10 protein-coding genes are annotated in these 13714 nt (G+C 42.7%); 5 read left to right on the forward strand and 5 right to left on the reverse strand.

Annotated elements, in window-relative coordinates:
* On the reverse strand, positions 1 to 2984 hold a 2984-nt coding region (locus F972_RS03255; protein ID WP_004763947.1), incomplete at its 3' end, for an ESPR-type extended signal peptide-containing protein.
* A gap of 228 nt (positions 2985 to 3212) precedes the next feature.
* Here F972_RS03255 and F972_RS03260 point away from each other — a divergent pair.
* Positions 3213 to 3932: a response regulator gene (locus F972_RS03260; protein WP_004674770.1), complete on the forward strand. Its 720-nt coding sequence runs from the start codon at positions 3213 to 3215 to the stop codon at positions 3930 to 3932.
* A gap of 104 nt (positions 3933 to 4036) precedes the next feature.
* On the forward strand, positions 4037 to 5782 hold the full coding sequence (locus F972_RS03265; RefSeq protein ID WP_004763948.1) for a sensor histidine kinase: 1746 nt from the start codon (positions 4037 to 4039) through the stop codon (positions 5780 to 5782).
* 51 nt (positions 5783 to 5833) lie between these two features.
* Here F972_RS03265 and ppk1 read toward each other — a convergent pair whose 3' ends face one another.
* Together ppk1 and mtgA are read right to left on the reverse strand one after the other, a co-directional pair.
* Positions 5834 to 7912 (reverse strand): polyphosphate kinase 1, encoded by a 2079-nt coding sequence (gene ppk1 / locus F972_RS03270; protein WP_004681408.1) that lies wholly within the window; start codon positions 7910 to 7912, stop codon positions 5834 to 5836.
* A gap of 124 nt (positions 7913 to 8036) precedes the next feature.
* On the reverse strand, positions 8037 to 8711 hold the full coding sequence (gene mtgA, locus F972_RS03275; RefSeq protein WP_004763949.1) for a monofunctional biosynthetic peptidoglycan transglycosylase: 675 nt from the start codon (positions 8709 to 8711) through the stop codon (positions 8037 to 8039).
* 124 nt (positions 8712 to 8835) lie between these two features.
* Here mtgA and F972_RS03280 point away from each other — a divergent pair, with 124 nt between their 5' ends.
* From F972_RS03280 to F972_RS03290, 3 genes are all read left to right on the forward strand, one after another.
* Complete coding sequence (locus F972_RS03280; protein WP_034428081.1) at positions 8836 to 9660, forward strand: rhomboid family intramembrane serine protease; 825 nt, start codon at positions 8836 to 8838, stop codon at positions 9658 to 9660.
* A 103-nt stretch (positions 9661 to 9763) separates the two neighbouring features.
* On the forward strand, positions 9764 to 10123 hold the full coding sequence (locus tag F972_RS03285) for a type II toxin-antitoxin system RelE/ParE family toxin (protein ID WP_026040040.1): 360 nt from the start codon (positions 9764 to 9766) through the stop codon (positions 10121 to 10123).
* The gene (locus F972_RS03290; protein ID WP_004674780.1) at positions 10110 to 10430 is read left to right on the forward strand and encodes a helix-turn-helix domain-containing protein; all 321 of its coding nucleotides are present in this window, start codon (positions 10110 to 10112) and stop codon (positions 10428 to 10430) included. Before F972_RS03285 ends, F972_RS03290 begins: the two co-directional genes overlap by 14 nt.
* A 39-nt stretch (positions 10431 to 10469) precedes the next feature.
* On the opposite strand, the gene F972_RS03295 is transcribed toward F972_RS03290, so the two are convergent.
* Together F972_RS03295 and F972_RS03300 are read right to left on the reverse strand one after the other, a co-directional pair.
* Positions 10470 to 12953, reverse strand: a complete 2484-nt coding sequence (locus tag F972_RS03295) for an ABC transporter permease (RefSeq protein ID WP_004763952.1) — start codon at positions 12951 to 12953, stop codon at positions 10470 to 10472.
* Positions 12950 to 13654, reverse strand: a complete 705-nt coding sequence (locus F972_RS03300; RefSeq protein ID WP_004681415.1) for an ABC transporter ATP-binding protein — start codon at positions 13652 to 13654, stop codon at positions 12950 to 12952. The genes F972_RS03295 and F972_RS03300 overlap by 4 nt, the downstream gene beginning before the upstream one ends.
* Between the last annotated feature and the right edge of the window lie 60 nt (positions 13655 to 13714).

The following is a 13714-nucleotide window of genomic DNA, read 5'->3' on the forward strand; positions in this document are numbered from 1 at the left end:
GCAAATTTAGTATCTACATAACCTTTATTGGCTGCATCCGTCGCTTTGGTTGGGGTTGCAACATTGGTAATCCGTTTTTCTGCGCCTGCACGACCGACTGAAACAGTATTGGCTTCATCAGCCAAAGAGTCAAAACCAATGGCGGTTGAGCGGTTACCCGTTGTAATACCACCCACACCAAATACGCTACTTTCATCGGCTAAAGCAAGATTGCCACCCCAAATCAAATGTTCTAAAAAGGCATTTAGCTCCGTTGCATTTACGGCTGTACCATTGATATGAGTAATATCATTGAGGCTATTTCCTGTAGCAGTGACATTGATGCCATTTACCGAAGTAATCACACCACCTGTTACAAAAGGAGTAAGTGCCTGATTTGGTATTTTCCGTGTACCAACCGCAGCACTGGATTGATTTTGAGTATAGTTCTCCATACCCATTGCAGTAGAATATTGACCTTTAGCAAAGTTTAACGTACCCACCGCACTGCTACCCGATCCCAGTGCTTCATTCATATGACCCACCGCACTGCTAAAACCACCCGATGCGTTATTATTATAACCCACCGCACTGCTAGCACTACCCGATGCGGTATTCACATAACCCACCGCACTGCTACTTTGACCCGATGCGGTATTCACATAACCCACCGCACTGCTATAACTACGCGATGCGTTATTATTAAAACCCACCGCACTGCTAGCACTACCCGATGCAATATTTGCTGTACCTACTGCACTACTATAAGAACCAACCGCTATATTTCCGCCTTTTTTGGCTGCATTGATAAACGCTGCAACTGCGGTTGGGTTGTCTGTTTTGGTTGTCGTAACACCATTGGCTGTAAAGGAGTCAATATCATCAATACTTGTGCCAGCACCTGTAGTTGTTACAGTAATGCCACCGACTGCGGTAATTTTTCCTGCCGTGGTTGCAGTTGTATGTGCTGAACCTTTGGCTGAACCTAAAGCCGTTTCGGTTGTAGAACTAGCGTAGTTGTCAGTGGCGACTGTGCCACCTGTTACACTCGCAAATTTAGTATCTACATAACCTTTATTGGCTGCATCCGTCGCTTTGGTTGGGGTTGCAACATTGGTAATCCGTTTTTCTGCGCCTGCACGACCAACCGAAATTGTATTGGCTTCATCAGCCACTGAATTTAAACCAATAGCGGTAGCGCCTGCAGCAACGGCTTTACTGTTAATGCCGAATACGCTGCTTCGGTTAGACAACGCCAGGTTACCGCCCTGTTTGAAGTTATTGATAATATCGGTTGCCTGTGCTGCTGTGACGCTCTGTCCATTGACTTCGGTCAACAAGCTTGGATTGGCAGATAATGCCGCCCAATCTGCTGCGCTGGTTTTTATCACCACACCATCCAAAGTGGTGACGCCACCCACACTGCTAAACGTTGGTGTGTAGCTGACGGGCGTTAAAACAGCCTGTGGACCTAAAGTACCTGCATAGTCGGCCAAACCGGAGCCGACCGCAGCACCATTTTGCCCAATCACGGTATTACCGGTACCTATGGCGTTGGCATATCCGCCTGTTACTATATTATTTAGACCTATGGCATTACCTCCAACCACAGTGACGGTATTTTTTGTGCCGATGGCTGAACCATACAGATTACTTACGTTATTGCTATAACCTAACGCATTAGTGCCCCAGGCTGAAGAATTAATTATGTTGCCAATACCAACCGCGGTATTTTTCGCAGCGCCATTGTTTTTATTATAGGCACCAAAAGCATTATTGAGGTCTCCATTCGATGCCGTGTTGTTAAAGCCAACCGCACTATTGTTGAAACCTGATGCACTATTGCTATTACCTAGCGCAGTACTAGAACTACCCGATGCGGTATTTGCCAAGCCGACCGCATTACTGCCTGCACCACTGGCATTATTACTTACACCGACTGCGCTGGCAGCCACACCTGAAGCTATATTTTGACCTTTTTGTACCGCATCAATAAATGCCTGCTTTTCGTCAGAAGTTGGATTGGTATTGCCATCAATGGCTGTAATATTGCCCGTATTTAAAGCTGCAACCGATGTTGCTGTGGTGGTAATCGGAATGCCATCAATTGAGGTAATGACACCGCCTACACCTGGGACAATCAAAGCGTTGTTTATCCCTGAACCGATAGCATTTGAAAGCGTACCTGTGGCTTGGTTATGCGAACCTATGGCATTGCTAAATGTTTTACTGGCTGAATTTTGTACGCCGATAGCATTACTAAAAAAACCTGATGCAGCATTACCATAACCCACTGCACTGCTAGCACCACCCAATGCAATATTATAAGTGCCCAATGCACTACTAGAATTACCTGAGGCTATATTGTTTACACCAACCGCATTGCTATTTTGACCCGATGCTTCATTTCTAAAACCGACTGCACTGCTACTAAAACCTGATGCGCTATTCTCAAAACCCATCGCACTGCTGCCACTACCCAATGCAATATTTGCTGTACCCATCGCACTGCTATAATCGCCAATCGCAATATTTCCGCCTTTTTTCGCTGCATTGATAAACGCTGCAACTTCGGCTGGGTCGGTTATTTTGATACTATTGGCTGTAAATGAATCAATATCATCAAGACTGGTACCTGTTCCTGTGGTGGTTACCGTAATGCCACCCACTTTGGTAATTTTATTTGTTCCTGCTTCTTTCGTAGTTGCATGTGCATAACCTTTCGCTGAACCTAAAGCCGTGTCGGTTGAAATATGAGCGTAGTTATCATCTGCCCAAACATTCACTCCAGTAATCGCTGCAATACTCAACACCAAACTCTTGAGCACCAATGGCTTAAAGGAAAAAACGAAATTTTTTCCTTGCTCATCATCATGAATATTGCTTAGGCTATTTGATTGTGTACCTGTAGTGTTGTCGGTCTTACCTGCACTTTTGGCATGCTCCGAAACAACAACCATACGCCCCAAAGATTTATTCCAGATTTTTTTAAAGATGTGGTTCATATCTGTACCTGTTTTTTAAACATTTGGTACAATTACAAAACATTACATACAAAGTTGTATATCACTGAAAACTGGTATTCTGACGAATGGTGATTATTTTTAAACAAAGATTATATAGGTAATCACTAAAATTTTATGGGAAATAAATACGCTCAAAATGACAAATTTTGTCAAAATAAAACTTAAAATACCAAATTACAGTGATAGCCAAAACCCTGTATTGTGCCTATGCTAGAAACTGGGAATCGCTTTTTAAGTCTTATTATGATTCACGTATCTCAAACTGAGCTGATCTTGCCTGTACCTGTCTTTATTCTGGAAGACGATGCAATCATGCAACAACGTTTAAAAAGAATACTGCTCGAAATTGGCTATGCGGAAGACGCACTTATTTTTGCCCAGACCCTATCTCAGGCAAAAGACATGCTTCAACAGTACCCGATTTCCTTTTCACTGGTTGACCTCGGCTTACCCGATGGCAATGGTATTGATTTTATAGAAAATTTAAGACAGAGCGATGAGGTCTCACCTGTTTTGGTCATCTCGGCATGGAGTACGCAGGAAACCATTTTAAAAGCGATACAGGCGGGTGCAACGGGTTATCTTTTAAAAGAACGGGATGATTTCGAAATCATGTTATCAATTCGTAGTATATTACGTGGTGGAGCACCCATTGACCCATTTATTGCCCAACAAATTTTGTCAAAAATTACATTTGAACAAAAAGTAAAAGATGTGGCGGTGGCAGAACAAAATAATTTACTCTCAACTCGGGAATTTGAAATCCTGCAACTGGTTGCTCAGGGAATGTCGAACCGAGAAATCGCTGATTTTCTTCATTTATCAAAATATACAATCGAATGCCATATCAAACATATTTACCGAAAACTTTCGGTCAGCAGCAGATCAAAAGCCATCAATACCGCACGTTCACTGGGTATTTTATAAAATATCTATGCTTATGCTGGCTCGTTATTCTGGCGCAAACTTCCTTTGCAAAATCTTCCGCATCTGAGCAAGTCAATTGCACCGCAAACATTCAGTCGATCCAAATGGCAAAAGCCATTGGACAAGACGGTACTCAACGTCCTGAAACAGGCTGGCAAAATGTGAAATTGCCCGATCAATGGGATAAGCGTAAATTCTACTATACGGGCAGTACATGGTATAAAATCGTGTGGGATTATCAGTGTCCAACCACAATAAAAACCCCAATCACCATTGTGATCAGCTATATCAATATGACTGGTCAGGTTTTTATTAATAATGACTTGTTATGGCAAGATCAGTCTTTGGTTGAACCGCTTTCCCGTAGCTGGAATATGCCACGCTACTGGAATTTACCCGTATCCAGCCTAAAACAGGGCGAAAATATTCTCTGGGTACGTGTAGTAGGTGTAAAGAGTCAAAATTCGGGTCTGGGTCAGGTCCTAGTGGGCAATGCTGATCAGGTCAGACCAAAATTTCAGATGTTTTGGAATCAACAACGTGTGTTGGTGTTTTTAAATTTAATCACGTCACTCACTTTAGGTGTAATTGCTTTCCTAGTATGGATTTTTCATCGTAAAGATCAGATTTTTGGCTGGTTTACCTTGGCAGCGCTCATGTGGAGCATGGTGATGTTTAATACCATTATGCTTGAAGCACCTTTTGGTTTAACCACATTACAAATCGCTCGTATCAGTATCGTGTGTTTTTTTGCTTATAGCTTATTTTCCTGTTTTTACGCATGGCGCTTGGCACAACGCAAATTTCCACGTTTAGAAAAAATTTTATTGTTGATGCTATTCATTGCGATTGGCATGGCCATACTGTTACCTGATACCGCGCTATACAATTTTATCTCGGGTACTTTTTCCCTTGGTCTATTGGTTCTATTAATAAATTTTATCAGTTATCAATGGATTGCCTATCGTTCCAAATTATTGGAAGCCTATTTACTGGCAGCAGTATTTTTGTTTTTTATCATTGTCTGTATTCATGATACATTCCAGATCATGCAATCCAATAATAGCTTTTTATGGATGTCTTATACAGCACCCTTAACAAGCTTATTAATTGCAATTATTTTAGCGTTACGTTTAGCCAAAAATTTAAGAGCAATTGAAAACTTTAACCGGACCCTCAAACAAAACATTCTTGAAGCCAAAAATGAACTAACACTTTCTCTCAATACCCAGCATCAACTTGAACTGGACAACGCAAAACTACAGGAACGTTTACAACTTGCCCATGATTTACATGACGGTTTGGGGGGTTCCCTCGTCCGTTCAATGGTTACAGTAGACCAAAGCCAGACCAATCTAAGCAATCAGCAGTTTTTATCCATGCTCAAAATATTAAGGGACGACTTACGGCAGGTGATTGACAGTGGTTCAAGTACAGGTGCCAAAGTGCCTGACACACCCATTTTATGGGGAGCACCTTTACGCTATCGTTTCACCCAACTGTTTGATGAGCTGAATATCACAACAAAATGGTCTTTTCCAGAATCATGGCAAAAACAGCCAACCCCGCTGGTGTGTTTAACTTTGCTTCGGGTCGCAGAAGAAGCCCTGACCAATATTCTGAAACATAGTCAGGCAACATCGGTAAAGTGCGCCCTGTTTTTCTCCAAGGGGCAACTGGTACTAGACATTGAAGATAATGGTATTGGCTTTGATGTAGAAGCGGTTAAGAATGCAGGAATGAGTGTTGGACTAAGAAGTATGCAAACACGTCTGGAACGGCTGGGTGGACATCTTACGGTTCAATCCGAGGCTGGAAGAACCTGTTTAAAGGCCTGCTTGCCTGTTTAATTGCAGAATGTTCCAGCACACCAAAATGGTATGCTGGAATAACACGATCCATTATTTAATTGCATCCAACAACGTCTGTTGGGCATTATGGGGTTCTTCACCAGCGGCAGGTTTGTCTCGTTCCCATACACCATCGCTCTGTAACAACCATGCCTGTTGATTATCCTTGAGATAATTAAGTAAACCAAGTTGATAAATACGTTTTTTCGATGCTGGGTCTTCAATTGGGAAACATGCCTCAACACGATTAAACAGGTTGCGATCCATCCAGTCTGCACTTGAGCAATAAATACGTGGATTGCCATTGTTGCTAAAGTAATAAACACGGGTATGTTCAAGAAAACGGCCAACAATCGAACGGACACGGATATTTTCAGACAAATTTGGCAAGCCTGGACGTAGACAACAGATTGAGCGAATAATCAGGTCAATCTGCACACCAGCCTGAGAGGCTTCATACAGTTTATTGATCAGTTGTACTTCGGTTAGGGCATTGACCTTGACAATAATTTGCGCTGGCTTACCTGCCTTAGCATTGGCAATTTCTTCATCAATATAATTGATCAATTGTGCATGCAAGGTAAAGGGTGCATGCAGAAGCTTTTTCGGCTTCGCCATTTTGCCCATTCCCGTGAGTTCCTGAAAGATACGGTGTACATCTTCGCAAATGTCTTTATCTGTGGTCATCAAGCCATAATCGGTATAGATACGGGCATTGGTGGCATGGTAGTTACCCGTTCCCAAGTGCACATAACGCACCAGTTTATTGTTTTCACGGCGTACAACAAGGATCATTTTGGCATGGGTTTTATAACCAACAATGCCGTAAACCACGACAGCACCCGCCTCTTGCAGCACATTTGCAACTTCAATATTGGATTCTTCATCAAAACGAGCACGTAACTCAATCACAGCCGTGACTTCTTTACCGTTGCGTGCCGCTTCTGCCAAAACCTGTACAATTTCCGAATCCGCACCACTACGATACAGCGTTTGTTTAATTGCCAACACTTGTGGATCACGCGCAGCTTCACGTAACAGTTGAATCACAGGTGCAAAGGATTCAAACGGATGATGTAGCAAGATGTCCTGTTTCTGCATGGCAGAGAAAATACTTTCAGTCTTCTTAAAGACTTTGGGAATCACAGGGGTATGTGAGTCATAACGCAAGTGCGGACGTTTAAAATTGGAGAGTAAACGTGCCAGATTGACAGGACCATCAACTCGATAGAGCTGTTCTTCGTTCAGATCAAATTCATCCAGCAAATATTCATAAATATGTTTCGGGCAGTTATGTGTCACTTCCAGACGTACCGCACGACCAAAACGGCGTGAACTTAATTCACCTTTCAATGCCTTTGCCAAATCCTCTACATCTTCATTCAAGGCCAAGTCTGCATTACGGGTGACACGGAACTGATAACAGCCTGTTGCGGTCATACCTGGGAACAGATCAGACACATGCTCATGGATGATTGCGGACAACATCACATGATGCTCCTTGCCTCCCGTCAGTTCATTGGGTAAACGCACCACACGCGGTAAAGAACGTGGTGCAGGCACAACCGCCAAGTCAATCTGACGACCAAAAGCATCTTTACCTTCCAGCGTCACAATAAAGTTCAGGCTTTTATTGACTAAACGAGGAAATGGGTGCGCAGGATCAAGGCTGATTGGTGTTAAAACAGGTGCGACCTGTTCCTGAAAATATTTTTTAATCCATGCCGATTGTGCAGGTGTCAGTTCACCACGGCGCAAGAAACAGATATCTTCCTCACGCAGCTTCGGTAGAATTTCTTCATTCAGGATACGGTATTGACGTTCAATAGCCGCATGTGCCGTTTTAGAAATCTGTTCAAGCACTTGTTTAGGGGTTAGACCATCTGGGCTACGGCTCTCATTGCCCAGCGTCAGTTGTTCCATCATCCCCGCAACACGGATTTCAAAGAACTCATCAAGGTTGCGTGAAAAAATCAGCAGGAAGTTCATCCGCTCCAATAATGGATGAAGTGGATCGACTGCCTGTTCCAAAACGCGCAGATGGAAATCGAGAATCGAAAGTTCACGATTAATATAGCGGTCATTATAGCTGTATTCTATTGGGGTCGTTGTAGCCACTGCCGTATTCATACCAAACCTTGTTGATTTATCATTGATCAAGACATGGTTTAAGTATGCTGCAAAATTATTTCAATTTGGTAAAAAAACCCAAAAATATTGGGCTTTTTTCACTTCATCACACTTTAAGATGGGCTTACTCTGGAATCTGGGTTGCATTCATATATTTCAGGATGCTTCTTTTACGGTACTGAAGTTTTCGGTCATCCCTATGATCCTGATAATATTTTGGGTTAGGTAATAATGCAGCAAGAAAAGCAGCCTGTTCACGGGTCAGGCTTTTTGAACTTTTACCATAATAAAACTGTGCTGCCGCCTCAACCCCATAGAGATTCTGGCCGAATTCCACTGCGTTCATATACACTTCAAGAATACGACGTTTTGACCACATTCGCTCCATCATCCAGGTCGCAACAACTTCCTGTCCTTTTCGAATAAACGAACGCTTATTGTAGAGGAACAGATTTTTTGACAGTTGCTGCGAAATGGTGGAACCACCCGCTACAATTTTGCCCTTTTCATTGTTTCGTTCCAAAGCATCCTGAATACCCTCAAGGTCAAAGCCATGATGATGGATAAACCTAGCATCCTCAGCCGCTAGAATCGCATGCTTAAAATTATCACTAATGTCATCATAATCACGCCATTGCTGCTTGATTGGCTTAAAGTCGGTCAGATAATCCCAACGCATAAACATGGTGGTTTCAACAGGATGAGTACGCCACCACACCAGACTGCTAAAAATCCAGAGCTGGATGAGCAATACCAGACCAATAATCAACATGAGCGCGCGCGCTAAAAAGGCTTTCATTAAAGTGCATCACTCCTTGGGGCATCTGTTCTGCAAAATATCAGCAAACCACGTAAAAATCGTTGATATTTTGTAGAACATATTCATGCTAAGCTATTTTTACATCAATCACTTGCTTAAACCTATGACTGAAATGACACCACCACAAATCAATAATCAAAAGTTAAAGATACAAACATGGTGGTTTACTGCGCTACTGATCACAGTCAATGTCGGATTATTTGGCTGGCAAATTGTTTCAGGTGTGAATATTACCGACCCAGCGCCTGTAGATGCAATTGCCTGGGGCGCAGATTTTACCCCACTCACTTTTATGGGACAGCCTGAACGTTTATTTACCAGCATGTTTTTTCATTTTGGCTTGATTCACCTCATGCTGAATATGTGGGCACTCTATATTTTTGGCAGTGTGGCAGAACAGTTGTTTGGTCGGTTGTATTATATCGGAATGTACGTGCTGGCCGGTTTGATGGGCAGTTTACTTTCCAGCTATCTGACTATTCGTAATGGCTATGAATTATTACAACATTTTGATCACCTTGCGGGACTACAATCGTCCCTCATCCCCCATATCAGCGCAGGTGCGTCTGGTGCAGTGATGGGATTGGGCGCAGCACTCACTGTTATTTCATTGTTTCCACCTTTGCCTCAGCAACGTTTTTGGCTGGACAAGAAATCATTATTGATGGTAATGGCAATTAACATTGTGTTTGGTTTCACCGTGGCAGGCATCAATAATGCGGCACATATTGGTGGCATGATTATGGGTGCTTTATTGGCAGGTGCATGGTATCTGGGAGAAAAAATACAAAAACCTGCTTTGATTCAGATCGGTGCTTTAATTATAGGTACTGTATTACTCGCTGCTTTTTATTTCTATTGCACAGAATTAAGTACAGGGCTTGATCCGTTATGGTATGAGATTTTAAGGCAGAATCAGTTGAATTAATTGTGATTATTTATATAGCTGGCAGGTTGCCATCTGCCCCTGCAACATCTCCATGATGATATAACTATTGCATACTTACTCATAGATGTATAAAATTTTATACATGACTCAACCACAACCTGAAAAGCCTATTTACTGGATTGGATCATCTTTAGATGATTTAAAAGAATTTCCAGCCGACGTGAAAAAACATTTTGGTTTTGAACTTCACGCAATTCAGCATGGCACTGAACCTGCTCAATGGAAACCTATTCCCAATTGGGGCACAGGAGTCATTGAACTTAAATATAAAGATTCATCTGGCGCATATCGAGTTGTATACGTTGCAAAATTCAGACATGCAATTTACATACTCCATTCTTTTCAGAAAAAAACACAACAAACAGCCAAACCAGATGTTGAGATTATCAAAGCACGTTATAAAGAAATTGCGTTATTGGAGGAACAATATGAGCAAGATTGATACACAAATTCGTCATATCACTCAACCAACAGACAATATTTTTGCAGATTTAGGCTTAGAAGATGCTGGAAATTTAAAAAAAGAAGCAGATGCTTTAGCCAATGCAAAATTAGCTTTAACCAGAGTCGTTGCTGATTGGGTACAAGAAAATCATTTCAAGCAAGAAGAAGCTGCTGAAATATTAGGTGTTAGTCGTCCTCGCTTATCTGATGCAATCAATGCAAAAATATCGAAATTTACATTAGATGCGTTAGTCACAATGGTTTCTAAAACAGGACACTCAATTACTATTAGCATCACAAATTAAGGGATTCTTGGAATCCCTCATTTTAAAGCCTTTCTTTCATCAAGACTGATTCATTTCCCTTAAACTCTGCAATGGTGGAATATCACATAAATAACTGAGGCGATAACGACCAATCAACATACAAATCAGCATCATGCTTAACGGTAAAATCAGCCAAATCGCAGGATGCCACTGAATCGCCATTTGCATTTTATAGCTGGCAATCGCACTGATCACCTCGGCAAACAAACAGGCCACCAAGCCCGACAGCAAGCCAATAAAACCAATTTCCAGACTCAACATCTGTTTCAGCCTGTTTTTACCGCTCCCAAAAGAGCGCAATAACGCCACTTCCTTACGGCGTTCATCCATCAGCACATTCAGGCAGGCAATCAACACCAACACACCAGACAGCCCTACCAACAACGCCAATACGGTAATAATCTGCACCAATACATCCACCAGACGCTTGACTTCATCCAGAATCCGTCCGACATCAATAAACACGGTATTAGAAAATTGCTGAATCAGTTGCACCATTTTTGGCTGATCTGCTGGTGGTACATAAAAACTGCCCAGATAACTGCCTGCATTTTCATCCATGCTTTGCGGTGAAAAGATAAAGAAAAAGTTTGGGCTAAAACTTTCCCACTCCACTGAACGCAGATTGATCACGGTTGCCTGCAACGTGCCCTCTGGCAAACTGAAATCAAGACGATCACCGATTTTAATGCCCAATTCATTTGCCAGTTTAGCTTCTACTGACACCTGCCCGACTTGGCTAAATTTCGGATTACCCTCGGTAATCACATTATCTTTAGGATATTCTGCTGCCTGCGTCAGATTCAGTTCTCGACGCAAGGAATTATTTTGCCTGACCAGCTCAGGCGCAAAGGCCTGCCCATTTTTTGCAATTAAACGTCCCCGAATATTAGGATACAACGGTGTAGATTGCCAGTGATTCTGCTCAAGTTGCTGCTTGAACTGCGGCATATCAAAAGGCGGCAAACCGTAGACAAACTGATTGGGCGTACCCTCAGGGAGTTGCTGTTGCCAACGCTGCAATAAATCGGTTCTCAGCACACTGAGTACGGTAATCAGACTTAAGCCCAATGCCAGTGCTGTCACCTGTAAAGCAGTCTGATGCGGAATCCGTACATAAGCCGAAATTGGATGTTTCAGTTGTTTAATCGCCTTTAACATCAACCAAATTACGGCATAAAGCACGGCACACAGGATTAAAATTGCAGCCAAGACCAATAGGCTGAGTTGTAGATTATCACTTAACACCAAGCTAAAAATGATCAAACTCATCACGCCCACTGTAAACATGGCAAAGTAAGATTTACGCGAACGCTCCTGCTGGCGGATCACCCGAATAGGTGGTGTATTCAGCAATTCCCAGATACTTGGCAGGATAAAACCAATCAGCACCATCACACTGGTAAAAATTGCCACAGGCAACGCCAGCAATAAATCAGTCACGGCAAAGCTGAGTTGCAATTGTGGAATCAGTTGCAACATCAATTGCAATAAAGCATAGCCCAAACCAATGCCAATCAAGCTGCCAAGTGCAATGGAGAGAGCACTAACAATGCCAAGCAAGGCAATATAGGCAAGTAGAATCTGCCACTTGCTTGCCCCCAGACAACGCATCAAGGCAATATGATCCTGATTCTGTTGTACATAACGTTGGCTGGTCAATGCGATGGCAATCCCACACAGCAAAATGGTCAATAAATTGGCAAGTTGCAGGAATGTATCCAGATTCTCAATCGGTTTCATCAAGCGTGTATTGGACTGATTGGCATCACGCAGTTTAAGCGAACTTTGTTCATTATTCTCAAACTGCTGATCTTGCTGCTGCTCAGAATATAACTGATTTTTTTGCTGCTTAAAGATTTTCTTAAAAGCTTTGATCTGTTCAGGCTGACCTGCCATGAGCAGACGATATTCAATACGACTGCCGACCTGAACCGCATTGGTTTTAGCAATATCGGCTTGATGAATGATGACTGTCGGTGAAAAACCTGAAAATCCCAGCTCCTGATTGGAGTCATGTTCAATCACACCTGTCACGGTAAACTGTCCATCGGCAATCGCAACCTGATCACCTAGTTTGGTATGTAATAAATCCATCACACGAGGACTCAACCAAACCTGTCCCTGCTGAATAGATTGCGCTTTAGGCTGAATTTCTAGCTTGCCCCTTAAAGGAAAATGCTCATCAACCGCCTTGACGTTGACCATGACAAACTGGTCTTGGGTATGTGCCATTGAACCAAATACTGTCACAGGTGCCTGTTTTAAATTCAACTTTTGCGCTTGTTGTCGCCATTGAGCTTGAATGGGATTATTATCCGTCATCACCAGATCAGCACCCAGCATTTCCGCAGCCTGTAAAGCCACCGCATTCTGGACCTGACTATTACTAAATTTTAATGCGGTAGTGGCACTAATCGCCAAAGACAGTGCAATAATCAGTAAATACAGTCCACCTGTACGAAAACTTTGCAGCAACAATGGCTTGAGAATCGAATTCATGTTCTCTCCCCAGCCTTGCCGATTTCCTGAATCTGACCATCGACAAGTTTGACATGGCGCTGACATAGTGCAGCCAGATTTTGGTCATGCGTGACCAACACCAAAGTTGTACCTAATTCTCTATTTAGATCAAATAATAGCTGCTCAATTTCCTCGGCAGTTTGCCCATCCAGATTGCCTGTTGGTTCATCGGCAAAAATGATCTTCGGTTCGGCAATCAGCGCACGGGCAATCGCCACACGTTGCTGTTCACCGCCTGACAAGACTTTTGGGGTTTGCTGTGCCTGACGAACCAGCCCAACTCGTTCCAACCATGCCAGTGCTTTTTGCTCAGCTTTCCTAAAGTTAAAATCAGGTTGCAGACGTAACGGCAACATCACATTTTCCAGTGCACTCAGTTGCGGTAAAAGCTGAAATGCCTGAAATACAAAGCCAATGTTTTCCAGTCGTACTTGCGCACGTTGTTCTTCTGTTAAGGTATGAACCGCTTGCCCACAGACTTCCAATTCGCCTGAACTTGGCCGATCCAGCGTCGCCAAAATACCCAGTAAAGTCGATTTCCCTGAACCAGAACGTCCCGTAATTGCGATCTGTTCACCCTGGTAAATGTCCAAATCAATGTCTTTTAAAATGGTTAAGCTTTGCTGGTGAATCTGAATATTTTGTGTAACTTTTCGGGCAGAAATAATTGGTTGTGGCATGATGTCACGTATCCTTTAGGACAAATTTTAAATGCGATGCAAAACTCTAAAGTTATCAGT

It is taken from the genome of Acinetobacter sp. CIP 102529 (genome assembly GCF_000368325.1).
Classification (GTDB): Bacteria; Pseudomonadota; Gammaproteobacteria; order Pseudomonadales; family Moraxellaceae; genus Acinetobacter; species Acinetobacter parvus.